Consider the following 26,150-nt stretch of genomic DNA (forward strand, 5'->3'; position numbering starts at 1 on the left):
TGACTCCACCCGCACAGCGGGTGGTTTTGAGCCTCGCGCGTCTCCGCGCGAGCCCGGCTAAAGCCTCTATAAAAAAAAATAGGCCTAACGCCTACTTCTTTGTCGTCTTGGATGACCGGTTGTTGCGACCCGTCGGCTCCTCGGGAGCTGGCGGTTCAACGGCCTGGCCGTCTTTTTTGATGTCTTTGTAGTTAACGACGGTACGATTCTTGAGGTCGTCAACGACTTCTTTGTCCGCCTTGTTGAACGAATCGATTGTCAGCAAGGCCGCGTTGGCATATAACTTTTCCACGGTGCCTGTGAAACTCAGTGGCACTTGTTTGCTTTTTTTAACGTCGACTGTCTCGCCGACCGTGATCACTTGGGCCAAAAAAGTTCCCCCTTCTGCCGTGCAACGTTAGGTAACGTTACTTATTATAGCATAGTTGGCCCGCCTGCGTCCGGTCAGCCCGCCGCCTCTTCCACCTCCGGTTCGGGCTCTGGCTCGCCAGCCTTGAGAATGGTCATTCTTTTCAGGGCGATCACGCTTTGAAATAACAGGTCGCGCGCATTCATCTGGTCGCGCGGATCGAACTCGTCGATGGTCACCCATGCCGAATTCTCATAGCGCTTGACCACGGTGCCGATAAACTCATGCTCCATATTGCCGTTGGCCTGGCAGCGCACCACTGCCCCCTTTGTCACGGTCGTCGTCATGTAACCGCCTCCATTTGTTTTTGATAAGGTGAGTATATACTATTTATTTTCTTATAGTCAACATAAATGATTAATTATTTTAAAGAAACTGCCGTTATGCATGAACGGTTCGAACCCGTCCTGATAAATCCTGTCTTAGCAGTCTTCGATGACCCTCTGTGCAGACTAAAAAAGCCATCCGGTCGCAAACCCAGATGGCGAAAAAATTGTTTTCAGCTGTATACGATTGTCTGCACCTGCTTGGCGATTTCGGCGATTTGAGAAAAGTCCTGGTAACTGCCGTTGTCTGTCATAATCACCAGCAGGTACCGGTCGCCGGCAGGCGTCGTGACGATCCCGGCATCGTTGTCGGTGCTGCCGAGCCAGCCGACCTTGTCCTGCACCACGCTGCCAGCGGCCACCGTGCTTGCAGCCGCGGGAATCCCGGTTCGGTAGATTTGCTTACCCATCGCGGTCAGCAGCTTTTGCCGCAGGGCCGCATCAGCGAACGGCCCGGTCCCTTGCGCAATCGCCTTGAGCATCGTCATCAGGTCACTGGCTGTCGTGCTCGCGGCCGTACCGGGTCGGAAGACATACCCCGTGCCCAGCGTGGCAAAGTAACTGTTCAAGGTCGCCGCCCCACTTTGCGCCAGCACAGTTTCGGCGTAGTCGTTTTCAGAATTCACGATCATTCGCTGAAATCCGTTCTCGTCCGTCGCGGTCCAGGTCTTAGCCCCCGTTTCCACCTCGTGGAACAGCCACGCGGTGATGAACAGCTTGAAGGTCGAAGCGGCCACCATGCGCTGATTACCATTGACCGCAGTCGCCAAGTTTCCTGGCTGATAAACTGCCGCGTCACTGGCTTTGGCCGCTGCACTGCCGGCCACTGGGGCCAGATTGTAGAAACTGACCGCCACGTGCCCGTTTTGCGTGACCTGCTTCAGATACAGCGCGAGTTGTTTTTTGAGTTGGCTGGTTTTGGCGGCGATCTGAGCGGCACTCAAGCGCGGTGCCGCCGCTTGGGCTGCCGTCTTGGTTGGTGCCTTGGCCGCGGCTTTGCCGGTAGCGGCGGTCCGCTTCGGACTGGCCTTTTGCCTGGTGGCCGGACCGGCCGCATCGGCACCATCATCATTTAGCGCGTTCACGGTCAGGCTGATCACCAGCCCCAGAGCCAGGAGACAGGCCAAAGCGAACGGAATGAGCCGATTCCAGCGCGGCTTGCGTCCTTTGAATTCTCGCATTAACTTCACTACTTTCCCCGCATTTATCTTTTAAATCATACTGCTTGTCTGTGAATATTGTTAGACTTAAATAAACATTTTTCACAGAATCAGGGAAACGGCACCCCCTTTCTTTGCAGAAGTACCTGTTTAATGCGCCTGCAACCGCCTCCACCATGCGCGATACTCAGAAAAATGGGAGGTGTGCCATGACATTGGAAAACTGGCTTTGGGTACTTGCGTTTGTGGCGGTGCTGATCGCCGTGGCAGTCATTTCCGCCGTACACGCGCACATCGCCCTGCGCAACCGCCTTTTGCGCAGTTGGGGCGAGCTCCCGGAACGCACCAGCCGAGATAGCGAAGACAGCCTAAAGGAGGCCTACCTGGCCTCTTCCAAACTCCGACCAACCACCAGCGTCGTGGACGACCTGACCTGGCATGACTTGGACCTGATGCACGTGTTTCGCCTGCTGAATCAAACCGAGTCCAGTGTCGGGGCCGAAGCGCTGTACGCCAAGCTGCGCGGCTTTGACCTCGGCCAACCGAACGTCGACGAGCAGCTGATTGCTTTTTTTGCGGGTGATCAGGTTGCCCGCATGAAGGTGCGCACGGCGTTTGCCAGGCTTGGCAAGCTGGATCATAACCAGTCCCAGAACTACCTGCTCAGCACCACTTCAGGCGTGTTGGCCAACGTGTGGCGCTACCGGCTGCTTGGCCTGCTGCCGCTGTTCGGGCTGCTGCTGGCGCTCATCCTGCCCTTTGCCGGCCTGCTGGTCACAATCGGGAGCCTCATTTTTAACGTCATCTACTACGAGCTCAAGAAAGAGGCCCTGACGCTGGAACTCAACGCAATGCGTTACCTGGTCCAAACCATTACCACGGCGGGGGCGCTGGTCAAGGTGACCACCCCCAAACAGGCCGCCCTGCAGCAGGCGCTGCGCCCGTTGGCCGGCATTTCTCGCCACGCCTTCACCTTCCGGGCCAAAAGCGGCTCGATGGCTGACCTGATCACCGACTATATCAGTTTCATGTTCATGCTGCCGTTTATCGCCTATAACTACGTGCTGCGGACACTGCGCCTCAACAAACAGGCCGCCCTTGACCTGTGGGCGGTAATGGGCGATTTGGAAGTCGCCATCGCCATCGCAAACTTCCGCCTGGCCATGCCCGGTACGTGCACGCCGACCTTCAAAGATGGCGGCGTTTCCGCCACGGCGCTGCGCCATCCCCTGCTGGATGCGGCGGTCCCCAATGACGTCAGCTGGCATCAAACCGCACTGATCACCGGCTCCAATGCCTCGGGCAAATCGACCTACGTCAAAAGTGTGGCGATCAACCTGCTGCTTGCGCAAACAATCAACACTGCCACCGCCAAAACGTTTGCTTGCACCCCCGGCCATGTGGTCACGGCCATGGCGGTGCAAGACGACATTGCCGCCGGGGATTCGTACTTCATCGCGGAGATCAAGGCCATTCAGCGCCTGCTCAACTTGGTGGCCAAGGGTGAACGCGTTTACGGCTTTATCGACGAAATCCTCAAAGGCACCAATACGGTGGAGCGCATCGCCGCCTCGGCTGCAGTTGTGCAGTGGCTGAACCAGACCAATGCTCTGACCATGGTGGCCACGCATGACAGCGAGCTTTCTGGGATTTTAGCCGGACAAGTCGTCGACTGGCACTTCCAGGAAACCGTAGACCAGGCCGGTGTCCACTTTGACTACCGACTGCGCCAAGGCCCCGCCACCTCGCACAACGCGATTGCCCTGCTGCAGGCCATGCATTATCCAGCTAGTATCACCGAGGAGGCGCAACGCCTCGCCCACGCTTTCGAACAATCCCGCACCTGGCCAACTCTCTAAAAAGTCGCAGCAGAGCCGCGTCGCCCAATGGGCGATTGGCCTGCTGCGACTTTTTGGGTATGTCACTCTCGAATCTGCCCGGCGCCGCGGATCTGATACTTGGTTGTGGTGAGTGCACTGAGGCCCATCGGCCCCCGGGCGTGCAGCTTTTGCGTGCTGATGCCGATTTCGGCGCCAAAACCAAATTCTTGGCCGTCCGTGAAGCGGGTCGAGGCGTTGACGTACACGCAGGCTGCGTCCACCTGGTTTAAGAACTGCTCCCCGGCCGCGTAATCACCGGTCACAATGGTCTCGGAATGCTTGGTGTTGTGCGCGTTGATGTGCGCTATAGCAACGGCTTCAGAGTCCACCACCTTGATTGCCATGATCAAGTCGTTGTATTCGGTGTCCCAGTCTTCAGCTGTGGCTGGCGTCATGCTGGGCACGATTGCGCAAGAGGCCGCATCGCCGCGCAGCGCAACCCCGTGGCGCTGCAGTTCCTGCGCCAAAACCGGCAGGTAAGCTTCAGCGACCGCCCGGTGGATCAGCAGTTTTTCCGCGGCGTTGCAGACGCTCGGCCGCTGCACCTTGGCGTTGACCACAATGGCCGTCGCCATGGCCAGATCCGCGGCCCGATCGACGTAGATGTGGCAGTTGCCAGCGCCGGTTTCGATCACCGGCACCGTTGCTTCTTGGACCACTGCCCGAATCAAGCCGGCCCCGCCGCGCGGAATCAGAACGTCGATGTAGTCTGTCAGGTGCATCATCTGCGAAGCCAGCGCCCGGCTCGGGTCTGCGATCACCTGCACGGCCTCAGCCGGCAGGCCGGCCGCGTGCAGCGCTTGCTGCAGCACCTTGGCCAGGGCAATATTTGAGTGCAGGGCCTCCTTGCCGCCGCGCAGGATCACGGCGTTGCCACTTTTCAGCGTCAACCCGGCCGCATCGACGGTGACGTTTGGCCGCGCCTCGTAGATCATGCCAACCACCCCGAGCGGGACCCGCTGCTGGACGATGAACAGGCCTGCGTCAGTGCGCCAGCCCTTGTCGGCTTTTTCCGTCGGGTCATCAAGCGCAGCAACGGCACGCAGTCCGGAAGCCATGTCTGCCACGCGCGCCGGCGTCAGGTTCAAGCGGTCGGTGAACTTGGCTGGCAGCTCGCTTGCCGCCGCCAAATCTTCGGCATTGGCCTCAAGAATCTCCGGCGTGGCCGCCTCCAAAGCCGTCGCCATTTTAAGCAGGGCGGCATTCTTCGCGGCGGCAGTCAGCTGTGAAAGCTGCTGCGCGGCGGTCTGCGCCGCCTGCCCCATTTGAATTAAATCGGTCATGATTGTCCCTCCTTTATGCCAAACCAAGTGCCAACTGGCGCTCCTTCGAGGACCTTCAGCACGATCCGTGGGTCCGCCCCCGAGCACAGCACCATCTGCTTGCCGGCGGCCATCATGGTGCGCGCGGCGTTCAGCTTAGTCACCATGCCGCCGGTACCAAAGCGCGAGCCCGCCCCGCTCGCCTGGGCCTGACCCAACGCTGCGGGGTCGGCCACCACGGGAATCAGCATCGCTTCGGGGTGTTGCTTGGGGTTTTGAGCATACAGCCCGGCAATGTCAGACAGCACGATCAGCATGTCGGCATCGATCGAGGTCGCCACCAGCGCCGAGAGCTGATCGTTATCGCCAAACGTGGTTTTGTGATCCAGCTCGTCGGTGGCCACCGAGTCATTTTCGTTGATGATTGGAATCACGTTCTTGGCCAGCAGCGCGGCAATCGTATCGAGCACATGCCGGCGCGACTCGGGAAAATCGAACACATCGTGGGTCAGCAGCAGCTGCGCAATACTGGCCCCGTAATCGGTGAAGCGCTCGCCGTACAGTCGCATCAGGCTGCTTTGACCAATCGCCGCCAGGGCTTGCTGCTCCGCAATTGCGGCCGGCCGGGTCTGCAGGTGCTGGGCCGCCAGCCCGACCCCGATCGCCCCGGAAGTGACCAGAATCACTTCTGTGCCGGCGTTATTCATGGCCGAAAGCGCGTAGGCCAAGCGGTCAATCGTCTGCAGATTGACCCGCCCGCTGTCGTGGATCAAGCTGCTGGTGCCGATTTTGACCACCACCCGGCGGCCGGTTGCTCGTGTTTCACTCATTCGAAGCCCTCCTAAACAAAAAAGCACCGCTTCGTCGAGGCACCCATCACTGGGCGGTACCATCCTCGTTCGAAGCAGCGCTTCACACTTTTGCTCTGTCTATTAAAAAATTGCGAACTGCGAGCCGGATTCGCGGACCAGGCTGGCCTTTCAGTCAAGGGCCAACTTCCTGTGCGCCGCTACTTGTATCGCAGGGTTGTCGTCAGTTTAGCAGGCAGCCTCAGACTTGTCAAACTGAGATCGTCATCGGTTCAACTCATACGCCAAGCACTCGACTACCGGAACTTCGAACGTCCAGCGCACTAGCCCGCGCCGCTTAAACCCGAGCTTTTCTAAAATGTGCTGCATCGCCTGATTGTCAATCTGGGTATCGACCCGCACATCCGGATAAGTGCGCCGCGCCTCATCAATCAGTCCCTGCATAAACGGCACGCTGAGGTGCTGGCCCTGAAACGCCGCCGCCATCGCCACCCGGTGAAGGGTGCTGTACGGGCCGTTGCGGCGCCAGTGGCCTTGAATTTGTGCGTACACCGGCTCCGGCGCGCTTTCCAAACTGGCGTAGGCCGCGATTTTACCTGCAACGACCAGCACCCGGCCGGTTTTTGCCTGCAGGTCCTGCTGGATGTCAGTCGACGCAGGATACACTGCCTGCCACTGGGGAATCTTTTGCAACTTCAGCAGCGCCTTGGCATCTCCGATGATGCCCATAATAGTTGATAGGTCAGCCTCGGCAGCCGGCCGAATCGTGATTGAAGACAATGACAAAACTCCCTTGAGTTCAGATTGTCCCTATCCTACCATTTTCACTCGGCCACTTCATCCGCAAATAGGCGAATGACTTCATGTTGCGCGATCAGCCGGGTGGCGCGTTCGCCCATCGCCCACCAGCTCAATAGCCACAGCCCGAGCCCCGTCAATAAGCCACCAAGTGCCGCCATGTTTCTTCGCCCGCTTTCCTTCATTTTCCGGCTATCTGAGAACGCCTTCAGTATCCGCCGCAAACGTAAAAAAATGACGCGGGTCACGCATCAATTGAGTAAAAAAAACAACCGTTAACGTAGCCAATGTAAAGGCAGCGTTAACGGCAGCGTCAAACCCATTATTTGGCTCGCAGCAGCGTCAGGCTCTTGCGCAGGGCCTTGAAGATGCCCCCTTCACTATAAGTCAACACGTTGCCGGCGTATATCCGCTCGGCCAGCACCGTGAAAGCGCCAAGAAAGATGATGCTGATGGCCAGGCTGATAAGCGCCGGCCCCAGCGCCGCCTGGCCGATCCCAAAGCGGGCCGGCATGATCATGGGGCTGAGAAACGGCACGTAGCTGAGAATCCCGATCACCGAGCCGTTCGCGTTAGCCGTCATGAGTGAAGCAAAGTAGCCGACCATCGCCAGTAGGATAACCGGCTGCAGTGCTTGGCCGGCCTGCTCCTGATTGGCGACCAGCGAGCCGCACATGGCGGCAAGCACCGTGTAGCTTAATATCCCGACCAGGAAAAAGATCACAGAGATCAGGACAAAGGCCCAGCCAATCTGCGAGAAATCAATGCTGGCAAGCAGGTCCTTGACCAGCGGGATGGTGTCGCGGAGCAGCCAAACGGCCCCAGCCAGGATGGCATAGATCCCCACCTGCAGGCCAAGCAGTGCCGAAACGCCCAGAATTTTGCCGTAGAATTGTGTCTGAGGCCGGATGGCGACGAGGATCGATTCCTCAATGCGTGACCCTTTTTCTGTTGCAATTTCAGCGGCGATAATGCTGCCGTAGCTCATCAAAAACATGTACATCAAAAAGCCGACCGCGGTGGACAGACCCTGCTTCATCGCGTCGCTTTTACCCGCCGTGCTGGTCATTTTGCCGCTATCGGTGAACACCACCGACCGCGTCGCCAGCTTCGGCGAAGCCAGCAGCCGCCCCAGCTGAGCCTGGGAGAGCCCCAGCGACTGAGCCACCGCCGCCGTGTTCAACCCGGCAAGCGCCTGGGTAATTTCACCAGTCGAGATACTTTGACCGTCATCGCGGCGGTACAGCTTGGCACTGGCGGTACTTTTGACCACCAGCATTCCGTCTGCTTCCTCGTCGCTCAGTTGCCGGCGCCCAGCCGCCTCGCTTTTGACTGGCACGTACTCCTGAGTGCTGGAACGCTGCTGTTTCAGCGCAGCTGCGACTGGCTGCGGTGCGACCACGACCACCCGCGCAGCCTGGCTCGTCGAGGTCATGTACCACACAATGCCTGCGACCACCGCCACGGCCAGCAGCGGCATCAGCACCATCAGCCACCACGAGAACCCGCGCAGGTTCTTGCGCAGCACCTGGCCGGCAATCAAATTCATTTTATGCATCGCCTTCACCCACTTTCATGCGGAAGATCTCGTCCAGATCCGGTGCCTGCTGGGAAAACTCCGCAATGTAGCCGTCCTTGCTGACCGCCTGAAAAATCGCCCGCCCCGCGCCCGGATCGGTCAGGTGAAGCAGATAGCGGTCGCCGTGCTTGGCCACTGACGAAACGCCGGGCAGGGCCTTGAGCGCTGACTCGTCCAAGCCTGGCCGCTCCAAGCTAATACGCGTGCGGCCGTATGAATCGCGAATCTCATCCACCGTGCCGGACAGCACCGTGCGGCCATTTTTCAGCATCACCAAATGATCCGACAGCGCCTCGACGTTGCTCATATCGTGACTGGAAAAAATGATGGCCGCCCCGCTGGCCTGAAGCGCGCGGATGCCATCCTCCAGCAGGCCCGCATTGACCGGATCCAGGCCGGAAAACGGCTCGTCCAAGATCAGCAGTCGCGGCTGAAAAATCAGTGCGCATATTAATTGAATCTTCTGCTGGTTGCCTTTTGACAAGTCCTTGACTTTGTCGGTTTTTTTACCCTTGACCTCAAAGCGGGCCATCCAGTCTGGCAGTGCCGCATTGACCTCAGCTTTGCTCATACCATGCAGCTGACCAAAAAACTGGACCTGCGCTTCAACCGTCAGTTTGGGATAGAGCCCCCGCTCTTCCGGCAAGTAGCCGATGATGTCGCGGTTGATCTGCGCGATTGGCTGATGATCCCACAGCACGTCACCTTCGTCCGGTCGGATGAACCCCAAAATCATCCGGAACGTGGTGGTTTTACCCGCCCCGTTTTGACCAATCAGGCCAAAAATCTCCCCAGGTTGAACGGTGAACGATTCGTCTGCAACTGCAAGCTGCTGGCCGAACCGCTTCGTGATTCCTGTTAACTCTAACATCCCGTACCTCCCCTGAACTAATTCGTCGCTTATTTGAACATAATGGTTTAAGAAAGCGCCGTCAACTCCCTATTGCCGCCTTAGACATCTAGAAACACGAAAAAAGCAGCCAGTCAGCACCAGCCGCTCAAAGTTTGCTAGCTCACCGCAATCGCCAATTTTAAAGTCGCCATCGCGTCTTGACCGCTGATGGTGTAATAGGCACTGCCTTCCCGCCAGCTGACGGTGTTCAGACGCCCACTGTGCTTTTCGAGATTCAGCACAATGGCCCCGTGAGTTTCGGTTTTGGGTAGCGGGTTCTGCGCCACGATGGCCTCGATTTTCTCGGCAAACGTCTTCGCCGCCGCGGTTTCATGCGCGGCTGCCCGCACAGTGAGCGAGTACTTTCCCTGATCCCAGATCAGGCTGGTGCCTTTGGCGTCAGTTCGCAGCAAGGCCCGCACATCCCCGGTGAGCCCAGTTTGGCCTTGAGCCTTGCCAACGGGCTGGTAGGCCAGTGCGGCATAGGCATTGTCGGCTTCGGCGGTGCTGGTTGGCGTTTGCTTGTGCAGCGCAAGCGGCGCGGCGTGAGGCGTCAGCTCCTGCGAGCTGGTGCTAAAGTAAACGGTGTAATCGCCGACGTCGCCTTTCGCGGCAGCATTAATGCCATCACGCGCGGCAAACGGAGTGAACGCCGGAAACTTGACGCCAGGGATCTGCTTTTCGGTATAGGCTTGAAGCACGGTTAACCGCTTGGTCACCTGGGCGTCGTCATCGCCCGCAATCTTCGCCGCCGCGGCGGGCTTTTGCGCGTTGGTTTGCTTGGCGGCACTGGCGACCTTGACCGTGGTGGTCTCGACCGCAGACTGACTTTGCTTTTGACCGCAGCCCGCGGCTAATACCAGCAGCGCCAATGGCAGCAGTAAGTGAATTCTCCTCATCTCCCCACCCCTTTCTAATTTAAACATACACCCGAAAGAAAACGCTGTCATTAACTTATTCAACAAAGTGCGGGCCTTTTGAGCTAAGCCTCACACTGTTGTCCCGCGGACATTGATATGCTAGGATGCTCAGGAACCCATTTGCCGCATCAAAAGGAGGGATAAGCCTTGCTGACGACCGAAATCAAACCAACAGACGAGCTGCTGCCGGCCGAACTGCTGGAAATTCTGGCGGCCCGCGTCCGCGTCTTCGTCGTCGAACAGGCTTGCGCGTACCAGGAAGTCGATGACAAGGACCGCCAGGCGGTACACGTTATGCTCCGCGAAAACGGCCAACTGGTGGCTTACGCGCGCATTGTCGAAAGCGCCGATCCGAATGCGATCAGCTTTGGCCGGGTGCTGGTGGTGAAAGCGGCGCGCGGCCGCGGATTAGCCCGCCAGCTGCTGCAAGCAACACTGGCAGAAATCAGCCGGCGCGCTTCGGGCAAGCCCATCAAGATTCAGGCGCAAAACTATTTGCGCGGTTTTTACGCCGAATTCGGCTTTGCCGCCACCTCGAGTGTCTACCTGGAAGACGGCATCCCCCATGTCGACATGTTGAAACAATAAAAAATCAGGCCAACCGCTTTTGCAGCTGACCTGATTTTAATTTCCGCACCTTTAGTTCAGGCAAGCGTTACCCCAAACGACTCGTGGTGGCCATCCTGGAAGGCAAACACTGCCCCAAGGTGAGCCGGGTCATCCAACCAACCGCTCGGCACCCCGCCGTGGAAGAACAAGCGCTTGGCTTCGACCTCGCCTTGCAGCGAGGTGCTGGTGAACACCGTCACTCCTGCCAATTGCGTTTGCAGCGGGTGGCCAGTCCGTGGATCGAGCAGGTGATGATACTGCTTGCCGTCCTTGATCAAAAAGCGCTCGTAGATGCCTGACGTCACCGCCGAACATGCCGGCACCACCGTGACCCCAAGGTCGACGTTGCGGCGTTTAGCCGGATCCTGCACCCCGATCACCCAGCGGCCATCAGCCCGCCGCGGCGAGCCGCCCACCGTCAGCAGATTACCGCCGAGGTCAATGATGCCGGCTGAAACCCCATACGCCTGCCACAGCGTTTTGATCTGATCGGCGATGTAGCCCTTAGCGATGCCGCCGAGGTCCAATTCCATCCCCGGCTGCTTAAGCGCCACTGTGTGATCAGCCGGCGAAAGCGTGACTGCGGCGGGATCGATCAGCTTCAGCCGCGCCTTGATGTCGGCTTCGGCTGGCACATTGGCGCCTGGAAAACCGATTTTCCACAGCTTGACCAGCGGGCCAATCAAAGCGTTGAAGCCAAAATTCTCGCGACTGGCGGCCACGGCTTGGGCAATCAAGGTATACGTCCCCGATGAGACAGGCACCGCCTGACTGCCGGCGGCGTGATTGACCGCCATGACTTCTGAAACCGGCCGGTTGACAGTCAACCGGTCTTCTTCCTGCTGGATTAACGTTGCCGCAGCGCGCAAGGGGGCATCATCCCCCTCACCGAAAACGGTGAGATTGATGCGTGTCCCCAAGGCGTGCAGCGTTTTTACTCGCTTGTCCATGTTACAGGTCGTAATCGAACGGGCCGGCCTTTGGATCTGTGCCGACAGGGCCGGTTGCCGAAGCCCCAGTCGAGGCATCAGCCTTCGGTGTTTCGGTTTCTTCAGAGGCGCCGGTCGACGCGTCAGGTTGCGCCGCAGTCTCTTCAGAGGCGCCAGTTGACGCATCCGGTGTTGCGGTTTCTTCGGAGGCGCCAGTTGAAGCGTCGGCAGCGGCCGGGGTTTCTTCGGAAGCGCCAGTTGAAGCGTCAGCGTCTTGGCCGGTGGTCCCGTCAGCCTTGGAAGCGCCAGTCGACGCGTCAGACCAGCCGCCCTTTTCGTACGTCTGCAAAATCGATTCAACGCTGCCCGTGAACTCGATTGTCCCCAGGTAGTTGCCGTCCTCATCACGCAGGGCGTAGTAACGGATCAGCACGCGGTGGCCGTGCATGACCAGCGGCCGGGCGACGGAATCGCGAGAACCGTCCTTGAAGCTGTCGATAATGCCTTTGACGATCGGCCACACTTTAGCGGGATGGCAGTCCTGCACGTTTTCGCCAAGTTCCGTCGTGTGACGAACGTGCTCTCTGTTCGGCTTGTTTGAATACCAGCTGAAGTGATCGTCGTGATCGATCAGATCGATTTCAAACGGAATGGTGCTAAAAATCTGTTGCACCTCAAGCAGGGACAGTCGCCCTGTTTCCATGTTAATGTAGGCACCGTCATATTCTGGTTTTGCCATTGATATCTTCTCCTTAGTTGCGTCTTCTGCGGCACTCCATTATTCTGAGTGGTGGAGGGACGCCATGTTAGAAACTTTTCAGGGGTCTGAGCCCCAACATTTGACGCTGATTCGAACAACGCCGGTCAGTGCGACCACACGAATCCCGTTTGCGATCCTGCAGTGCCAAAGCGCCTGCGCGCTGAAACTGACTGCGCGGACCCTTGACCTGCGCGAGGGCGACATTGTGCTGCTCCGGGCCAGTCAAGGGGCTGACTTGTTGCCAGTTGCCCCAGCCGCCTTAGCCGTGCGCGTCTTTCAAATCGCCTTAGCAAAGGATTCGGACTTCGGGCCCAACGAGCTGATTGCCTCGATGCTGGCGACCACTGAGGACGCACACATTGTTTTTCGGCGCATCAACCACGCGCTGTGCGACGCCTACTGCGACCAACTGGCGCGGCTTGAGGCAGTGCAGCCGCAAGACGCGGTCCTGAGCTACGAGAAAAGCACGCTGTGTCATCTGCTGCTGACCGAACTCTCCCGAGGCAATTTCAACGCGATGATGATCATCGAATCGGCTTTCCCGGAAGAGGCATTGCGCCATGCCCCGAAAACCCGGCAGGCGGCGGTCATTTTAAACTATATGACCACTAACTTGGCCAAGGTCACCCTGGCCAGCACGGCCGCGCACTTCGGTTACGAACCCAACTACTTTTCGCGACTGGCCCGTCAGCTGTATGCCAAGTCATTCACTGAAGAGCTCCGCTTCATCCGCATGAATCAGGCCAAAAAGCTCTTGGAGCTGACGACCCAAAGCATTGCGGACATCGCGCTGGCAGTCGGCTATAAGAACCCGGCCAACTTCGACCGGCACTTTAAAGCCTTCTTCGGCCAGTCGCCAACGGCCTATCGCCGAGCGTTCAAGCCGTGATCAAAGCCTCGCGTGGCGGGGCTTTTTGCTTGTCTTCACCGCGAAGTGCTTGGTCAGCGGGTTCAGCGCCCGCAGCCAACGGCCAAGCAATCGGTGCTTTTGCGCCGGACGGCCGGCAAGCTTACTTGGCGCTTTTTGCGTCCTTTTTCGCCTGCTTGCTCGCCTGCGCCGCCTTGGCTTCCTTCAAGAAGTCACGCAGCGGCCGCAGTGCCTGCGCGTCGTACTGCTCGACGAACTCGGCAATCTTCTTCTGATCCTGATAAGCCGGATCCAGGTACATGTGCTGCGTGGTGAATGGCATCTTGTGCGTAAACTTGACGTCGATCACGACTGGCAGGTCGGTGTTCTTCGCGTCTTCAATGGCCGCCTGGAACTCCGCCTTGGTGCGCACCGTGTAGCCCTTAGCGCCCATACCTTCTGCGACCTTGGCCCAGTCGGTATCCGGCAGATCAACGCCAGAAAGCGGCTGGTGACTGTCGTCGCGTTGCTCAGCTTCGATGAAGCCCAGTGTCTCGTTTGAAAAGACGATGTTGATGACGTGCAACTTGTACTTGTACTGGGTCAGTACCTCTTCGATCATCATGGCAAACGCACCGTCACCGCAAAGGGCGTAAACATCGCGCTCCGGGTAAAGGATCTTAGCGGAAATCGCCGCCGGCAGCCCCCAGCCCATGGTCGCGTACTTACCTGAGGTGCTCCACTTCTGCGTGTGCTTGATGTCGATCAGCCGCTCAAAGTTGATGTTGGTGTTGCCGACGTCAACTGCAAAGACCGCCTGATCAGAGGCTTCTTTGTTCAGCACGTCAAAAATCGGTTCTGGGCGAACTGGACTTTCGGTCGAATCCTTGAAGGAATCCTGCCAGTCGGTCCAGTTTTTCTTGTTGGCGATGCAGGCATCGTAAAGCGGCGTGTTAGCGCGCTCTTTGCCAGCCTTATAAAGCGCCTTGAGGGCTTCCTTTGCGTCGGCCAGGATCGCGATATCATCATGGTGCCGCTTGCCCAGCTTCGTGCTTTCAATATCAATTTGAATGACTTTGGCCTTTGGCGAGAACAACATGCTGGCAAACGGCACATCATTGCCGACCCACAAGATCAGGTCGGCGGCCATTGCGGCCTCGACGCCAGGCTTTGGCGCGACCCGGCCAGTCGACCCCATGTAAGCCGGGTAATCTTCATCCAGGACGCCTTTGGCCAGCACAGATGAAATCAGCGGCATCTTGAACTTCTCAGACACCTTCATCAACTGCTTGCGCGCATTCTTGGCGCCCATCCCAAAGTAAATCACCGGCCCTTTGGCGGCCTGAATCATCTTGACCGCCTGGTCGATCTTGACCGGGTCCGGGGTGATTGCGTAAGGGGCGATCTGCGTGTTTGCATTGGACACATACGTATCCGGAATCTGTGCCCAACCGAAGTCCTTAGGAATGGTGACGACAGCCACACCACGCTTTTCGTAAGCTTGCTGGATGGCTTCATCGATCACCTTTGGCAGGCTCTTAGCCGTCATGACAGTGCGGTTGAACACCGCCACGTCAGTGAAGGCTGGCTCTTCGTTCATCGCCTGGAAGTAGTCGATATTCATGTTGGTGGACGGTACCTGGGCAACGATGGCCAAAACCGGCACCCGGTCGATCTTAGCATCGTACAAGCCGTTCAACAGGTGGATGGCACCAGGGCCGGCGGAGCCGAAGCAAACGCCGATCTTGCCAGAATACTTGGCGTCAGCCGACGCCGCCAAAGCGCCAGCTTCCTCGTGGCGCACCTGAATAAACTTGATCTTGTCCTTCTGGTTATACAGGGCGTTCATGCCGGAATCGTACGAACCACCAGGATAACCGTAAACGTGATCAACGCCCCAAGACTCGATGACCTTGAGGACTGCATCTGAACCGCTAATGGTTTGAACCATTTGAATCCCTCCACTTTGTCTGTATTCCTAATTTCTACAATCTGTACCGTCGTTCAAAAGTCGGAGCAATCACGTCTCCGCTTCTGTAAGCGTTGCACAACTTTATTGTAACCCTTTTCTTCGAGTTGGCCATACCCAATTCTATCTTGATTAGTCGCTTATTTTGCACCATCTGTAATATTTAAAAATAGTGAACTGTATCACAAGGACCTATTCAGTGGTCTGGGTCGGTCGCCGGCGCTGCGATAAGAGGCGTACAATAGACCTAAACCATCCCCTAGACTGAGAAAAAGGAGCCCCCTTTCGATGACTGATCATCCAGAACTGCATGATGGGTCGCTGTACTTGACTAATGACCCAGATCTAGTGTACCAGCAACAGCAGGCCCTTGAGTTGTTATACGACTTCAACCAGACCCGGCCGCACGAAACCGCGCGCCGCCAGCAGCTGCTCGCGCAAATGTTTGCGGCGCTGGGCAAGGACTGTTACGTGGAGCCACCTCTTCACGCCAACTGGGGCGGCCGCTTCGTCCACTTTGGCGACGGCGTGTACGCCAACTTCAATCTGACGCTAGTTGACGACACCCACATTTTTGTCGGGGCCCACACCATGTTCGGGCCAAACGTCACCATCGCCACCACCGGCCATCCGATTGACCCGCCGCTGCGCCAGCATGGCTATCAGTACAGTGCCCCAGTCCACATCGGGAACAACTGCTGGCTTGGTGCGGGCGTCACCGTGTTGTCTGGGGTGACGATTGGCGCCAACACAGTCGTCGGCGCCGGCAGCATCGTCACGCATGACCTGCCGGCCAACGTCATTGCTTACGGCGATCCCTGCAAAGTCGCCCGCCCGATCAGTGAGCACGACCGCGAGTATTACTTCAAGCAGCGAAAAATTGACTCTGGACGCGCCTAAAAGGTGCCTCATGCCAGCCTGGCATGAGGCACTTTTTCAATCACTGACAACTTGTCCTGACAGCGATATCAATCTTAAATTTTCACCGCGGCGGCGCGCAAGATGGCCGTTTTCTGCTATGATAAAGCCCTGATAAAGGAGGGTAGCGCCATGCGCCATAAACGATTGATCAGCCTGCTCGTCATCGCCTTGGCCGGTTTCGGCCTGTACAGTCAGGACAGTCCGCTTTCCACTGCGACCCAAGTCACCGCTCAGGCAACGCTGCACGATGCCGTTGTGTGGACGGCGGATGCCGCCTTGCACCTCACCGATACAGCGGCGCAGAAACTCGGCCTGTGCGCCGTTAAGCCCGCTGCAGAAAAGGCGCTCACCACCAAGCCCACAGCCGCCAGCACGACTGAAACGCCGGTTGAAGACGCGATCAAAAACATCACATTGGCCCCCACGTACACCTACAGCTTCGAAGCCGGCACCCCGACTCGAGTGCGTACTACCTTCGAAGCCGCGATCGCCGTGTACAACCAAACCGGCATCGTCACCCTGACGCCTGGGATCAGCACCGTTTTTGCCAATCACATCACGTTTGGCACGTACGCCAAGCCGACACCTGATTCCAGCAGCACAATCGAACTGGGTGAAGGCGGCCCGGCGGTCGTCTACAGCCGGCTGACCCACCACGGCGTTAACCATGCCAAGGCAGCATTCAACACCGCCTACCAGCTTTCGGTCAAGGAATCCGTCGCGCTGCATGAAATCGGCCACGCGCTGGGGTTGGCCCACAGCAACAGCTTGGCCTCAGTCATGTACCCAATGGACCAAGGCCGAATAACGCTGTCAGCTGGTGACCTAGCCACCCTCAAGCTGATTTACGCGCGCAAGTAAAAGGCGGCTGCTACTCGGCAGTCGCCTTTTTCGCGTCCTTGTGATTCAATCGTTGCGCGGCGCGTCATCTGGGGCAAAGTCGCCCAGGACTTCGCCATCTGCCTCGCGGGTGCTCGGCAGACCGATCAGTTCAGACCACGCCGCCAGCCGCCCGTGCAGACTGCCGGTCAGCTTGACCGGCTTGGTGGCAGTCAGCCGCTTTGCCTCCTTGGCGTCCACTTCTTTAGCAAACACGCGCGAGTAATCACTCAACACGCTGCCCAACTGCTGGACATAACCCCAGTTTTGAACCAGCTCGGCCGGATTCATTTTACTGAGCACAAACAAACTCAGCGCCGCATACTTACGCACTGCCACCGGCGACAGAGCCGGCTTGGCCTCTGCCACCTGAAGATACAGTGCCCCCAACTGGTGAATCGCAATCAGATCGCTTTGATGGAACTTGTCGTGCACCGTGCTGGCCGGGTTCAGCCGGTAGCAGTACAGCGGCTCATCGACCAGGTTGATCTGCGTGATGCGCGGCAGCAGCTGACCGATCAGGTATGCGTCTTCCATCAGATTAAAATCGGCCACCGGCAGCGCCGGCTTGAACAGATTCGCCCGAAATAGCTTATTCCATAGATAACCGCGCAAATCCTTGTCCTCCAGCCACAGGCGGTAGCAGTCATCCCCGCGCACAGTGTATGCTTTGGCCGCAAACGGTTTGGTAAACTTCGACTTGGTCGCGCCCAGGTAGGTGTAGTAGTTGACCTGGGCCACATCGGCCGCCCCGATCGCATGAGCCATGCCGGACAGCCAAGTGGGCAGCGCTAAGTCATCACTGTCCATGAACGTGATGAACTGGCCCCGCGCCTGCGCCAGGCCGACCGTGCGCGCCTGCGCCTGCCCGCCGTTTGCCACGCGGGTCACACGAATGCGCGAATCGCGCCGGGCGTATTCGGCCAAGATGACTGGACTGGTGTCCACTGCGCCGTCGTCGATGAGCAGCGCCTCAAAATTTTGATAGTCCTGAGCCAGCAGGCTATCCAGCGCGGCGGCCAAGTACTTTTCTGCGTTATACACGGGCATAATTACCGAAATCAAGGGTTGGGCCATAAGCTACCTCCGGCTGTATTTTACCATATCACACAAAAACCGCCCGCCTGGCAGTAGCGTACTGCTGGGCGAACGGTTCTTGATGACAAGGCAACTAAGCCTGGGCGTTCTGCACCGCTTTCGCCTGCTCCGCCTGCTTGGCCGTGACTTTCTCACTGACCTTCAGAAACGGCACATAAACGGCAATGTTGATAACCAAAATGACGATCTGGACAATCACCGCTCGCCAGTCCCCAGCCGTGGCCAGGAATCCTGAAATCAGCGGCGGTGTGGTCCACGGCACCATGACCACGACGCGATTCATCCAGCCGATGGCCGTGACCGCGTAGGCAATCAGGATGCCGATAACCGGGTTCAACACGAACGGAATCATCATTGGAATGTTAAACACGATCGGGAAACCGAAGATGACCGGCTCGTTGATGTTGAACAGCCCTGGGACAACGGACAGGGCCGCGACATCGCGGTTCGCCTTGACCTTTGAGAACAGGAAGACCGCAATCAGCAGCGCAATGGTCGACCCGGTGCCGCCCATCATGCCAAAAGTATCCCGGAAGGTGTTGCTCATGATGTAAGGAATCGGCTTGTGCGCCGCGTAGGCCGCCGTGTTTTTCGCCATGTTGACCACCAGCACTGGATCAAGTAAGGTCCCGTTGATAACGGCTTGGTGAATCCCCAAGGTGTACAGGAAGTTCCCACAGGAGTAAATGATCAGCATGCCTGGCAGGCTGGTGTTCAGCCGGCGCAGCGGCTCTTGGATAATCATCGTGATCAGCGCAATCAGGTTGCTGTTCCAAAGCACGATGAGCAGCGCCCCAATCAGGGCAAAACAGCTGAGCGTGATCAAGGCCGGGATCAGGGAGTTGAATGAATCCCCCACGGCCGGCGGGATCTGGTCGCCCAGATGAATCTGCAGGCGCTTAATGTTGCTCAGGCGAATGAAGAGCTCGGTGGCAAGTAGCCCAATGATGATGCCGGCAAACATGCCGGTAGTCCCCAGGTTAGCAAAGCTCAAACCACCCGTGACGTTAACTGCGGCGGTCTTGCCGACCGGCGTCATCTGCGTCGTGATCGGCATCATGATGACCAGACTGGCCAGCGAAATGACGGCCGCGGTCAGCGGATTACGATACCCTTTATTCCGCGCCAGGATGAAGCCGACGACCGGCGCAAGCATCAAGCCGGCGATGTTCAACGTCCCGTTGGCAATCAGCGTGCCCCAAGTCTGCAGATTTGCCAGCGTCTTCCCAGTGGCGATCCACGGGAAGACGACGTTGTTAATTAAAGTGCCAAGGCCCGCCAAAATGAATAAGGGCATGATTGTGGCGAAGGCATCGCGTAATGATCTGAGGTGGACCTGGTTGCCAATGCGCCCGGCGACCTCGGAGAATTTATCTAAGAATTTATGGCTCTTAGATGCTTCCATGTTCTTTCCTCCAATCTCTTAATAAATGACTTAATCCAAATCCTCACCGTTGGAACCATAAGCTTTTTGGAACCAAGCAAAACTGCGCTTCGGTACGCGGCGCAGATCTAGGAGCTCGTGATTCGTGCGGTTCACGTAAACCGCACCGTACCGCTTGGCGACATCTCCTTTCGAGCTGGGGATATCGATCAAGCCCCAGCCTAAGTAACCCAAGACCTTCACCCCGTAATCGCTCACCGCGTCCTTGAGCGCCTGAATGTGCGCGCGGTGATACTGGATGCGGTAATCGTCATCGATCGGGTGCTTGCCATCCCAGTGCTCGCGCACCCCCAGACCGTTTTCAATGGGAAACACCGGCAGGCCGGTACGGGTCCAGATTTTGGCCAGCACGTTTTTGAACCCGGTCGGATCGATCTGCCAGCCCCACTCGCTAGCCTTCAGGTGCGGGTTGGGCACCGTGCCTTGCGTGAACCACCAGTTGACCGGCGAATCTTTGTCAATCTTCGTGTGGTCGATGGCAGAGGAAGCATAGTAACTGAACGCGATGAAGTCGCTGGTCGTCTGGGCAAGCGTCTCGAGGTCGCCAGGCTGAATCAAATCCATCAGCCCGTTTGCCCTCATGAAGTGCAAGACCTCCGGCGAGTAATGGCCGCTCGTGAACACATCCAGGTAGTTGTAGTTCACAAACTCGTCGATCCGCCGCGTCGCTTCAACATCCTCGGGATCAGAAGTGCTCGGATACACCTCTGCGTACGCCAGCATGCCGCCGAGCTTCAAATCCGGGTAATTCTTCCGGATGAAGGCCGTGATGCGCGCGTGCGCCAGCAAGGTGTGGTGGCTCATCGCGTACAGCGTGCGGATGTCGCGCGGCGCGGTGAGGTTGCCGCCGCTGTCCAGACCCGGGTCATAGGTGAAGCAGTTGTGCTCGTTGAACGTGATCCAGTACTTGACCTTGCCGGCAAAGCGTTTGACCATCTCCTCGCCGTAGCGCACGAACGCATCGACCACTTCGCGGGAGACAAACCCGTTGTAGCGTTTTGCCAGACTCAGCGGCATGTCGAAGTGGTACAAGCAAATCATCGGCTGGATGTTGTGCGCGAGCAGCTCGTCGATCAGCCGGTCGTAAAACGCGATCCCCGCCTCGTTGAACGGCCCGTCGCCTTCCGGGCAGACCCGGCTCCAAGAAATCTGGAACCGGTAGCAGTTCATGTTCATCTTGGCCATCCAGTCGACGTCTTCCGGATAGCGGTGGTACTCGTCGATGGCATCTTTCCAGTCCGAGCTGTCGGGACCCGCCTTTTTGATGTCATAAACGGATGGCCCCTTGCCATCCACGTTCCAAGCGCCTTCAGTTTGCATGCTTGAGGTCGAATTGCCCCACAGGAAATCTTTGCTTAGTGTTGTCATGTCCTACCTCCACCGTGCAATATAACTGCCTTTGGCACCTTTGGCAAAGATGAATTAGCACAGTTGACTATCCAAATTTTCAGAAAGGTGTTATAGTCTCGATGACAGCGCTTTTTTGGAGGGTAGACAAATGGCAAAATATATTGAGATCGGTAAGCAATTAAAAGCCCAAATCATGCGCGGCGAGTACACTAGCGACGCCCCGCTGCCAGATCAGGTGTCACTGGCTAAAATGTTCAAAACCAGTCGCGTGACCATTCAAAAAGCCCTGGACCTGCTGATCAACGAAGGCTTGATCTACAGCAAACAGGGCTCCGGGACGTACGTGAAGCAAAACATCAACCTGTTATCCAAATTTGACGCCACAGTGGACCAGTACGTCGGCACCACCGAGCTGATGCGCGGCCACACCGTGACTAGTGAGGTTATCGACTATGATGTCCGCCTGCCCGACGCCAAGGAACAGGAAAATCTGAACCTAACCATTGCTGACGCGGTGTACGATTTTGTGCGCCTGCGCATCGTGGACGGCACACCTTGGAAGATCGAGCATTCCATCATGCCGGTCAAGGTAGTGCCAGGACTGAACAAAGGCGTGCTGCACCACTCGATTTACCACTACATGCATGAGGAACTCGGCGAAACCATCGGTGCCGCCTACCGCATTATTCGCGCCGCGCAGCCCAATGCGTACGACCGCCGTTACCTCGACGCCGTCTCTGACACCCCAATGCTGGAAGTCGAGCAGATTGTCTCGTTGGCGGATGGCACCCCGTTCGAGTATTCATTCACCCGCAACCGGTACGACAAGGGGTCCATTGTGGTGTACCACCCAGAGCGACCAATGCTGTGACAATAAGCCTGCGAGTTCAGAGAATTGGGCTGCTGTCCTAGCTCACCATTTTTAGCGGATAAATACAAAAAGCGGCTCTCTGATGAGAGTCGCTTCGTTGTATTCGTGTGTGATGAACGAAAGATTAACGCTTTGAGAACTGGCTCGCCTTGCGGGCTTTCTTCAAACCATACTTCTTACGTTCCTTCATCCGTGGGTCACGGGTGAGCATGCCAGCACGCTTGAGTGGGCCACGGAAATCCGGGTCGACAGTCAAAAGTGCGCGAGCGATGCCGTGACGAGTTGCGCCGGCCTGGCCAGTGAACCCGCCGCCGTTAACGTTAACCAGAACATCGTATGAACCGGTCGTTTCGGTAATCCCGAACGGCTGAGTCAAGTCGAGGATCAGGTTCTCATACGGAAGGTAATCGTGAACGTCTTTGCCGTTCATTGTGATTTTACCGGTGCCAGGAACCAAGCGGACCCGGGCAACGGAATTCTTGCGGCGACCTGTGCCGCTGTATGCTACTTCTGCCACAGTTGTGTCCTCCTTAAATTAGGTTCTTGATGTCGAGTACTTCAGGCTTCTGCGCTTCGTGAGGGTGTTCTTCCCCAGCATAAACGTGAAGCTTCAGGAATTGCTGGTGGCCAAGAGTATTCTTGGTTGGCAGCATCTTCTTGACCGCGTATTCGACCAGACGAGCCGGGTCGTTCTTAAGGAGATCACCAGCGACTTCATGCTTCAAGCCACCTGGATGCTGTGAGTGATGGTAGTAGATCTTGTCGCTCGCCTTGCGCCCAGTCAGCTTAAGCTTAGCTGCATTAATCACGATCACGTTGTCACCAACGTCAACGTTCGGGGTGTAGGTCGGCTTGTTCTTGCCGCGCAAGATAGTTGCAACGGTTGAAGCCAAACGGCCAAGGCTGATATCAGTGGCGTCGATAACGACCCACTTGCGTTCGATCTCACCTGGCTTAGCCAAATATGTTGTACGCACGATTTGTTTCCTCCAATATTCTGTGCTGTTTGACACCTTATAAGTTTCCGGGGCTTATTGTGGGGCAAACAATACCAGCGATTACCTTATCAAAAATCCGCGATAAAGTCAACGGTAACTCCCCTGCAATAACCGCAACATGCGCTTAAGTGTACGGCATCGCCAAGCTTTCGTCCACCCCAAAAGCGCTAGTAATAGACTTCTTTCAGGTACAGCCCTGAGGCGGGTGCCGTGCCGCGCGCCTGCTGGCGGTCTTTGACCTCGTACAACCGCAGAAAATCATGCACGTCGCGGCGGCCGTTGCCGATTTCCAGCAGCGTCGCCACAATGATGCGCACCATGTTGTACAAAAAGCCGTTGCCGTAAAACTCAAATACTAGTTCATGATTTGCTTGGTCGTCTTGCACCGTGGCCTCGTAAATCGTCCGCACTTTATCCTCGATCACCCCGCCGCTAGCCGCAAAGCTGGTAAAGTCATGGGTGCCGACGACGTCCTTCAGCGCAGTGCGGATCCGGTCGACGTCAAGGCCATACGGGTAGTGCCCCGTATACAGCCGCTTGAACGGGTCGGTGAAGCGGCCGCGCGCCACGCGGTACTGGTACCGTTTGCCCTTGGCCGAGTAGCGGGCATGAAAGTCCGCCGACACAATTTCCGCGTCCAGGATCTCAATGTCTAGCGGCATCAAGGAATTCATCGCAAGCCGCATGGCCCGTGCTGGAATCTCGCCCGGGTAGTCAAACGACACCACCTGGCCCAAAGCGTGCACCCCAGAATCGGTGCGCCCGGAGCCGTCAATGTGAATTGAATCGACCTTGGCCATCTTGCCCAGAGCTTTCTGCAACACGCCTTGGACCGTGCGCTGGTGCGGCTGAATTTGATACCCGGCAAAATTGGTGCCGTCATAGGCTAACGTCAGTTTGAAGTGGGTCACGATATTCTCCTAAAAAGCCTCGCACTGCGGCGAGGCAACGTTCTACGCTCTCATGAAGACCAGGCTGACGGTCAAAACGACCATCACCAGCCCGGCAAAAATGTCCTTCTGATGGTACTGCAGCACGCGAAACTTGGTGCGGCCGTCCCCGCCTTGATACCCGCGGGCGTCCATCGCCGTCGCCAAGTCCTCGGCGATGCCAAAACTGTCAACGAACAGCGGGATCAGCAGCGGCACCACGGCCTTCATCTGCTGAAACAGATTGCCGGTGCCAAAATCGACCCCGCGGGCGCGCTGTGCATTCATGATCTTCGTCGTTTGATCCATCAGCGTCGGGACGAACCGCAATGCGATCTGCAGCACTAGCGCCAGTTCGGTGACCGGCACGTGCAGCACCCGCAGCGGTTTGAGCAGCGATTCAACCGCATCCGCCAAGGACAGGGGCTGCGTGGTCAGCGTGAGCAGCGTAGAGACGAAAATGATCAAGACGAAGCGCATGAAGATGAACGCCCCGTTGGTCAGCCCATACTGCGTGATGGCCAGCCAGCCCCAGGACCAGTACGTGGTCCCGCCTTTAGTGAAGAACACCTGCAGCATCACGGTGAACAGAATCAGCCAAATCATCGGCCGCACGCCGCGCAGGAAAAACCCGAGCTTGATCCTGGAGGCCGCGACCATCACCATAGTCGCGACAAACATCAGCAGGTAAGTCTGCCAGTTGTTGGCGAGAAATATGATCCCGATGTAGTAAAAACTGGCCATCAGCTTTGTGCGCGGGTCCAGCTTGTGGACCCAGGAGTCGCCAGGCAGATAGCGGCCAAGCAAGAGTTTAGTCATGCGCGCCGCCTCCGATCTGCTTGGCCAACTGGTCGGCCAGCTCATCAGTGGTCAGCGGCAGCGGGTCAAAATGGAACCCCTGATTGGTCAAATCCCGGGCCATCGCCGCTGTCTTGGGCAGTCCCAGCTGATGATCCGCCAGCCACTGCTCGCTTTGGAAAATCTCCCGCGGCGTGCCTTCCTTGATCAAGTGACCCTCGTCCATCACCAGCACGTGGTCGGCGTAATCGGCCACGTCATCCATTTGGTGCGTGACCAGCACAATGGTCATGCCCTGCTCCTGGTGCAGCCGGTGAAACATCTTCATCATGTCATTGCGGCCGGCGGGATCCAGGCCAGCGGTTGGCTCGTCAAGCACCAGCACCGTCGGCTTCATCGCCAGCACGCCCGCGATCGCCACGCGGCGCATCTGGCCGCCGGACAAATCAAACGGCGACTGTTCAAGCACGGCTTGCGGTAAGCCGACCAGGTCGACCATGGCAGCCGCCTGCTTTTCGGCTTCGTCACTTGGCACCCCAAAATTCTCCGGGCCAAACGCAATGTCCTTGGCCACTGTCTGCTCAAACAATTGGTTCTCGGCGAACTGAAACACCATCCCCACCTGCTGGCGGATCGGCTTCAAATTCTTATTGTTGGTTTCACTCGTGATCACGCGATCGCCGATGGTGACCGTGCCGGCGGTCGGCTTGAGCAGGGCGTTGAGGTGCTGCAGCAGCGTGCTTTTGCCTGAACCGGTGTGGCCGATGATGGCGGTGTAGCTGCCATCCTTGATCGTGGTCGTAATGTCTTTCAGGCCGTCGCCGGCAAACGGCGTCCCCGCCTGGTAGGTGAAGCTCACATGGTCGAATGTAATGTCCACAGGTACTTCACCAGCCCTTCCTGATCAAGATAACGGTCCGGCATTGCGACGCCGCGCCGCCGCAGCGCCGCCTTCAGCCGCTCCGGGTACGGGACGTCTAGCCCTAGGTGCAAGAGCTCCTCGCCATGGGTGAAAATCTCGGCCGGCGTTCCCTGCTCGACCACTTCGCCATCGTTGAGCAAAATGACCCGATCCGCCGAGGCGGCCTCGTCGACGTCGTGCGTGATGGACACCACGGTCATCTTAGATTGTGCCTGCAGCTCCTGGATCAGGGCCAGCACCTCTGCGCGGCCTGCCGGATCAAGCATCGAAGTCGCCTCATCCAAAATGATGATGTCCGGCCGCTGCGCAATGATGCCGGCGATCGCGACCCGCTGCTTTTGGCCCCCAGACAGGCGGGCAGGCTCACGCGTGGCAAATTCAAGCATGTTGACCTGCGCCAGTGCGTCGTGGACCCGTGTCACCATTTCCGGGCGCGGGACGGCGCGATTTTCCAGACCAAACGCAACATCGTCTTGGACAGTCGCCCCGACAAACTGATTGTCAGGATTTTGGAACACAATCCCGACTTTTTCGCGGATTTTCCAGACATTTTCCTCAGTCAGCGGCATCCCCGCCACGGTCACCTGACCGGAGCCGGGTGCCAGCAGCCCGTTGATGTTTTTGGCTAGCGTACTCTTGCCCGAACCATTGTGGCCGATGATGGCAACCCACTCGCCCTGCGCAATCGTCAGGCTGACGTCCTTTAAAGCCGGCTTTTCGGCATCTGGGTAGCGGTAATTTAAGTGTTGAATGTCGATTGCAACCGTCATTGGTCCGTCCTCCTTTGCGTA

At 57.5% G+C, this 26,150-nt stretch carries 28 protein-coding genes; 6 read left to right on the plus strand and 22 right to left on the minus strand.

Annotation, left to right across the window (positions count from 1 at the left end):
• Nucleotides 1-91 precede the first annotated feature (91 nt).
• The 3 genes from JUF21_RS06195 to JUF21_RS06205 form a co-directional block, all read right to left on the minus strand.
• Nucleotides 92-370 carry a hypothetical protein gene (locus JUF21_RS06195; protein WP_125755871.1) on the minus strand — a complete coding sequence of 93 codons (279 nt, stop codon included), beginning with the start codon at nt 368-370 and terminating at the stop codon, nt 92-94.
• Between the two features lie 74 nt (nt 371-444).
• A complete protein-coding gene (locus JUF21_RS06200) occupies nt 445-696 on the minus strand; it encodes a hypothetical protein (RefSeq protein ID WP_125755873.1) in 252 nt (83 codons plus the stop codon).
• A 212-nt stretch (nt 697-908) separates the two neighbouring features.
• Nucleotides 909-1,916: a serine hydrolase gene (locus JUF21_RS06205; RefSeq protein WP_203623815.1), complete on the minus strand. Its 1,008-nt coding sequence runs from the start codon at nt 1,914-1,916 to the stop codon at nt 909-911.
• A gap of 188 nt (nt 1,917-2,104) precedes the next feature.
• Between JUF21_RS06205 and JUF21_RS06210 the strand changes: the two genes are divergently transcribed.
• Nucleotides 2,105-3,754 carry a DNA mismatch repair protein MutS gene (locus JUF21_RS06210; RefSeq protein ID WP_203623816.1) on the plus strand — a complete coding sequence of 550 codons (1,650 nt, stop codon included), beginning with the start codon at nt 2,105-2,107 and terminating at the stop codon, nt 3,752-3,754.
• 62 nt (nt 3,755-3,816) lie between these two features.
• Here the strand turns inward: JUF21_RS06210 and JUF21_RS06215 are convergent, their stop codons facing one another.
• The 7 genes from JUF21_RS06215 to JUF21_RS06240 form a co-directional block, all read right to left on the minus strand.
• Nucleotides 3,817-5,058, minus strand: a complete 1,242-nt coding sequence (locus JUF21_RS06215) for a glutamate-5-semialdehyde dehydrogenase (protein ID WP_203663581.1) — start codon at nt 5,056-5,058, stop codon at nt 3,817-3,819.
• On the minus strand, nt 5,055-5,867 hold the full coding sequence (proB, locus tag JUF21_RS06220; RefSeq protein WP_203623818.1) for a glutamate 5-kinase: 813 nt from the start codon (nt 5,865-5,867) through the stop codon (nt 5,055-5,057). The genes JUF21_RS06215 and proB overlap by 4 nt, the downstream gene beginning before the upstream one ends.
• Nucleotides 5,868-6,110: 243 nt before the next feature.
• Entirely contained in the window at nt 6,111-6,626 is a 516-nt protein-coding gene (locus JUF21_RS06225; RefSeq protein ID WP_203623819.1) for a GNAT family N-acetyltransferase, read from the minus strand.
• 44 nt (nt 6,627-6,670) lie between these two features.
• Nucleotides 6,671-6,805 carry a hypothetical protein gene (locus JUF21_RS12030; RefSeq protein WP_255533273.1) on the minus strand — a complete coding sequence of 45 codons (135 nt, stop codon included), beginning with the start codon at nt 6,803-6,805 and terminating at the stop codon, nt 6,671-6,673.
• Nucleotides 6,806-6,966: 161 nt separating this feature from the next.
• Nucleotides 6,967-8,202 carry an ABC transporter permease gene (locus tag JUF21_RS06230; RefSeq protein ID WP_203623820.1) on the minus strand — a complete coding sequence of 412 codons (1,236 nt, stop codon included), beginning with the start codon at nt 8,200-8,202 and terminating at the stop codon, nt 6,967-6,969.
• On the minus strand, nt 8,195-9,094 hold the full coding sequence (locus JUF21_RS06235; RefSeq protein ID WP_203623821.1) for an ABC transporter ATP-binding protein: 900 nt from the start codon (nt 9,092-9,094) through the stop codon (nt 8,195-8,197). The genes JUF21_RS06230 and JUF21_RS06235 overlap by 8 nt, the downstream gene beginning before the upstream one ends.
• Nucleotides 9,095-9,231: 137 nt before the next feature.
• Nucleotides 9,232-10,014, minus strand: coding sequence for a hypothetical protein (locus tag JUF21_RS06240; protein WP_203623822.1), 783 nt, complete (start codon nt 10,012-10,014; stop codon nt 9,232-9,234).
• Nucleotides 10,015-10,182: 168 nt separating this feature from the next.
• Between JUF21_RS06240 and JUF21_RS06245 the strand changes: the two genes are divergently transcribed.
• Entirely contained in the window at nt 10,183-10,623 is a 441-nt protein-coding gene (locus JUF21_RS06245) for a GNAT family N-acetyltransferase (RefSeq protein WP_203623823.1), read from the plus strand.
• 56 nt (nt 10,624-10,679) lie between these two features.
• Here the strand turns inward: JUF21_RS06245 and JUF21_RS06250 are convergent, their stop codons facing one another.
• Together JUF21_RS06250 and JUF21_RS06255 are read right to left on the minus strand one after the other, a co-directional pair.
• Nucleotides 10,680-11,594 carry an FAD:protein FMN transferase gene (locus JUF21_RS06250; RefSeq protein WP_203623824.1) on the minus strand — a complete coding sequence of 305 codons (915 nt, stop codon included), beginning with the start codon at nt 11,592-11,594 and terminating at the stop codon, nt 10,680-10,682.
• A gap of 1 nt (nt 11,595) precedes the next feature.
• A complete protein-coding gene (locus JUF21_RS06255; protein WP_203623825.1) occupies nt 11,596-12,312 on the minus strand; it encodes a PAS domain-containing protein in 717 nt (238 codons plus the stop codon).
• A gap of 64 nt (nt 12,313-12,376) precedes the next feature.
• On the opposite strand from JUF21_RS06255, the gene JUF21_RS06260 reads away from it, so the two are divergent.
• A complete protein-coding gene (locus JUF21_RS06260; RefSeq protein ID WP_125757271.1) occupies nt 12,377-13,222 on the plus strand; it encodes a helix-turn-helix transcriptional regulator in 846 nt (281 codons plus the stop codon).
• A gap of 121 nt (nt 13,223-13,343) precedes the next feature.
• Here JUF21_RS06260 and spxB read toward each other — a convergent pair whose 3' ends face one another.
• The gene (gene spxB, locus JUF21_RS06265) at nt 13,344-15,131 is read right to left on the minus strand and encodes a pyruvate oxidase (RefSeq protein WP_125757269.1); all 1,788 of its coding nucleotides are present in this window, start codon (nt 15,129-15,131) and stop codon (nt 13,344-13,346) included.
• Between the two features lie 306 nt (nt 15,132-15,437).
• Between spxB and JUF21_RS06270 the strand changes: the two genes are divergently transcribed.
• Nucleotides 15,438-16,049 carry a sugar O-acetyltransferase gene (locus JUF21_RS06270; protein WP_203623826.1) on the plus strand — a complete coding sequence of 204 codons (612 nt, stop codon included), beginning with the start codon at nt 15,438-15,440 and terminating at the stop codon, nt 16,047-16,049.
• A gap of 150 nt (nt 16,050-16,199) precedes the next feature.
• On the plus strand, nt 16,200-16,931 hold the full coding sequence (locus JUF21_RS06275) for a M57 family metalloprotease (RefSeq protein ID WP_203623827.1): 732 nt from the start codon (nt 16,200-16,202) through the stop codon (nt 16,929-16,931).
• 45 nt (nt 16,932-16,976) lie between these two features.
• Here JUF21_RS06275 and JUF21_RS06280 read toward each other — a convergent pair whose 3' ends face one another.
• The 3 genes from JUF21_RS06280 to JUF21_RS06290 form a co-directional block, all read right to left on the minus strand.
• On the minus strand, nt 16,977-18,026 hold the full coding sequence (locus JUF21_RS06280; RefSeq protein ID WP_203663583.1) for a glycosyltransferase family 2 protein: 1,050 nt from the start codon (nt 18,024-18,026) through the stop codon (nt 16,977-16,979).
• Nucleotides 18,027-18,120: 94 nt separating this feature from the next.
• Nucleotides 18,121-19,452, minus strand: a complete 1,332-nt coding sequence (locus tag JUF21_RS06285) for a PTS sugar transporter subunit IIC (protein WP_203663585.1) — start codon at nt 19,450-19,452, stop codon at nt 18,121-18,123.
• A gap of 30 nt (nt 19,453-19,482) precedes the next feature.
• Complete coding sequence (locus JUF21_RS06290) at nt 19,483-20,859, minus strand: glycoside hydrolase family 1 protein (protein WP_203623830.1); 1,377 nt, start codon at nt 20,857-20,859, stop codon at nt 19,483-19,485.
• 130 nt (nt 20,860-20,989) lie between these two features.
• Here JUF21_RS06290 and JUF21_RS06295 point away from each other — a divergent pair, with 130 nt between their 5' ends.
• Nucleotides 20,990-21,712 carry a GntR family transcriptional regulator gene (locus JUF21_RS06295; RefSeq protein ID WP_203623831.1) on the plus strand — a complete coding sequence of 241 codons (723 nt, stop codon included), beginning with the start codon at nt 20,990-20,992 and terminating at the stop codon, nt 21,710-21,712.
• A gap of 124 nt (nt 21,713-21,836) precedes the next feature.
• Here the strand turns inward: JUF21_RS06295 and rpsI are convergent, their stop codons facing one another.
• The 6 genes from rpsI to JUF21_RS06325 all read right to left on the minus strand — a co-directional run bounded on the left by rpsI (nt 21,837) and on the right by JUF21_RS06325 (nt 26,129).
• Nucleotides 21,837-22,229, minus strand: coding sequence for a 30S ribosomal protein S9 (gene rpsI, locus JUF21_RS06300; protein ID WP_125757255.1), 393 nt, complete (start codon nt 22,227-22,229; stop codon nt 21,837-21,839).
• A gap of 13 nt (nt 22,230-22,242) precedes the next feature.
• Nucleotides 22,243-22,689: a 50S ribosomal protein L13 gene (gene rplM, locus JUF21_RS06305; protein ID WP_125757253.1), complete on the minus strand. Its 447-nt coding sequence runs from the start codon at nt 22,687-22,689 to the stop codon at nt 22,243-22,245.
• A 188-nt stretch (nt 22,690-22,877) separates the two neighbouring features.
• A complete protein-coding gene (truA, locus tag JUF21_RS06310) occupies nt 22,878-23,621 on the minus strand; it encodes a tRNA pseudouridine(38-40) synthase TruA (RefSeq protein ID WP_203663587.1) in 744 nt (247 codons plus the stop codon).
• Between the two features lie 42 nt (nt 23,622-23,663).
• Nucleotides 23,664-24,458: an energy-coupling factor transporter transmembrane protein EcfT gene (locus JUF21_RS06315; protein ID WP_203623833.1), complete on the minus strand. Its 795-nt coding sequence runs from the start codon at nt 24,456-24,458 to the stop codon at nt 23,664-23,666.
• Nucleotides 24,451-25,317: an energy-coupling factor ABC transporter ATP-binding protein gene (locus JUF21_RS06320; RefSeq protein ID WP_203623834.1), complete on the minus strand. Its 867-nt coding sequence runs from the start codon at nt 25,315-25,317 to the stop codon at nt 24,451-24,453. The genes JUF21_RS06315 and JUF21_RS06320 overlap by 8 nt, the downstream gene beginning before the upstream one ends.
• Entirely contained in the window at nt 25,293-26,129 is an 837-nt protein-coding gene (locus JUF21_RS06325) for an energy-coupling factor ABC transporter ATP-binding protein (protein ID WP_125757245.1), read from the minus strand. Before JUF21_RS06325 ends, JUF21_RS06320 begins: the two co-directional genes overlap by 25 nt.
• Between the last annotated feature and the right edge of the window lie 21 nt (nt 26,130-26,150).

The organism is Lacticaseibacillus sp. 53-4, from assembly GCF_016861805.1.
Taxonomy (GTDB): Bacteria; Bacillota; Bacilli; order Lactobacillales; family Lactobacillaceae; genus Lacticaseibacillus.

Excerpts from the sequence above, each read along its gene's own strand:
- JUF21_RS06200 (WP_125755873.1), bottom strand. The coding sequence starts at position 696 with ATGACGACGACCGTGACAAAGGGGGCAGTGGTGCGCTGCCAGGCCAAC.
- JUF21_RS06205 (WP_203623815.1), bottom strand. The coding sequence starts at position 1,916 with ATGCGAGAATTCAAAGGACGCAAGCCGCGCTGGAATCGGCTCATTCCG.
- JUF21_RS06210 (WP_203623816.1), top strand. The coding sequence starts at position 2,105 with ATGACATTGGAAAACTGGCTTTGGGTACTTGCGTTTGTGGCGGTGCTG.
- JUF21_RS06215 (WP_203663581.1), bottom strand. The coding sequence starts at position 5,058 with ATGACCGATTTAATTCAAATGGGGCAGGCGGCGCAGACCGCCGCGCAG.
- proB (WP_203623818.1), bottom strand. The coding sequence starts at position 5,867 with ATGAGTGAAACACGAGCAACCGGCCGCCGGGTGGTGGTCAAAATCGGC.
- JUF21_RS12030 (WP_255533273.1), bottom strand. The coding sequence starts at position 6,805 with ATGGCGGCACTTGGTGGCTTATTGACGGGGCTCGGGCTGTGGCTATTG.
- JUF21_RS06230 (WP_203623820.1), bottom strand. The coding sequence starts at position 8,202 with ATGCATAAAATGAATTTGATTGCCGGCCAGGTGCTGCGCAAGAACCTG.
- JUF21_RS06235 (WP_203623821.1), bottom strand. The coding sequence starts at position 9,094 with ATGTTAGAGTTAACAGGAATCACGAAGCGGTTCGGCCAGCAGCTTGCA.
- JUF21_RS06240 (WP_203623822.1), bottom strand. The coding sequence starts at position 10,014 with ATGAGGAGAATTCACTTACTGCTGCCATTGGCGCTGCTGGTATTAGCC.
- JUF21_RS06250 (WP_203623824.1), bottom strand. The coding sequence starts at position 11,594 with ATGGACAAGCGAGTAAAAACGCTGCACGCCTTGGGGACACGCATCAAT.
- JUF21_RS06255 (WP_203623825.1), bottom strand. The coding sequence starts at position 12,312 with ATGGCAAAACCAGAATATGACGGTGCCTACATTAACATGGAAACAGGG.
- JUF21_RS06260 (WP_125757271.1), top strand. The coding sequence starts at position 12,377 with ATGTTAGAAACTTTTCAGGGGTCTGAGCCCCAACATTTGACGCTGATT.
- spxB (WP_125757269.1), bottom strand. The coding sequence starts at position 15,131 with ATGGTTCAAACCATTAGCGGTTCAGATGCAGTCCTCAAGGTCATCGAG.
- JUF21_RS06270 (WP_203623826.1), top strand. The coding sequence starts at position 15,438 with ATGACTGATCATCCAGAACTGCATGATGGGTCGCTGTACTTGACTAAT.
- JUF21_RS06275 (WP_203623827.1), top strand. The coding sequence starts at position 16,200 with ATGCGCCATAAACGATTGATCAGCCTGCTCGTCATCGCCTTGGCCGGT.
- JUF21_RS06280 (WP_203663583.1), bottom strand. The coding sequence starts at position 18,026 with ATGGCCCAACCCTTGATTTCGGTAATTATGCCCGTGTATAACGCAGAA.
- JUF21_RS06285 (WP_203663585.1), bottom strand. The coding sequence starts at position 19,452 with ATGGAAGCATCTAAGAGCCATAAATTCTTAGATAAATTCTCCGAGGTC.
- JUF21_RS06290 (WP_203623830.1), bottom strand. The coding sequence starts at position 20,859 with ATGACAACACTAAGCAAAGATTTCCTGTGGGGCAATTCGACCTCAAGC.
- JUF21_RS06295 (WP_203623831.1), top strand. The coding sequence starts at position 20,990 with ATGGCAAAATATATTGAGATCGGTAAGCAATTAAAAGCCCAAATCATG.
- JUF21_RS06315 (WP_203623833.1), bottom strand. The coding sequence starts at position 24,458 with ATGACTAAACTCTTGCTTGGCCGCTATCTGCCTGGCGACTCCTGGGTC.
- JUF21_RS06325 (WP_125757245.1), bottom strand. The coding sequence starts at position 26,129 with ATGACGGTTGCAATCGACATTCAACACTTAAATTACCGCTACCCAGAT.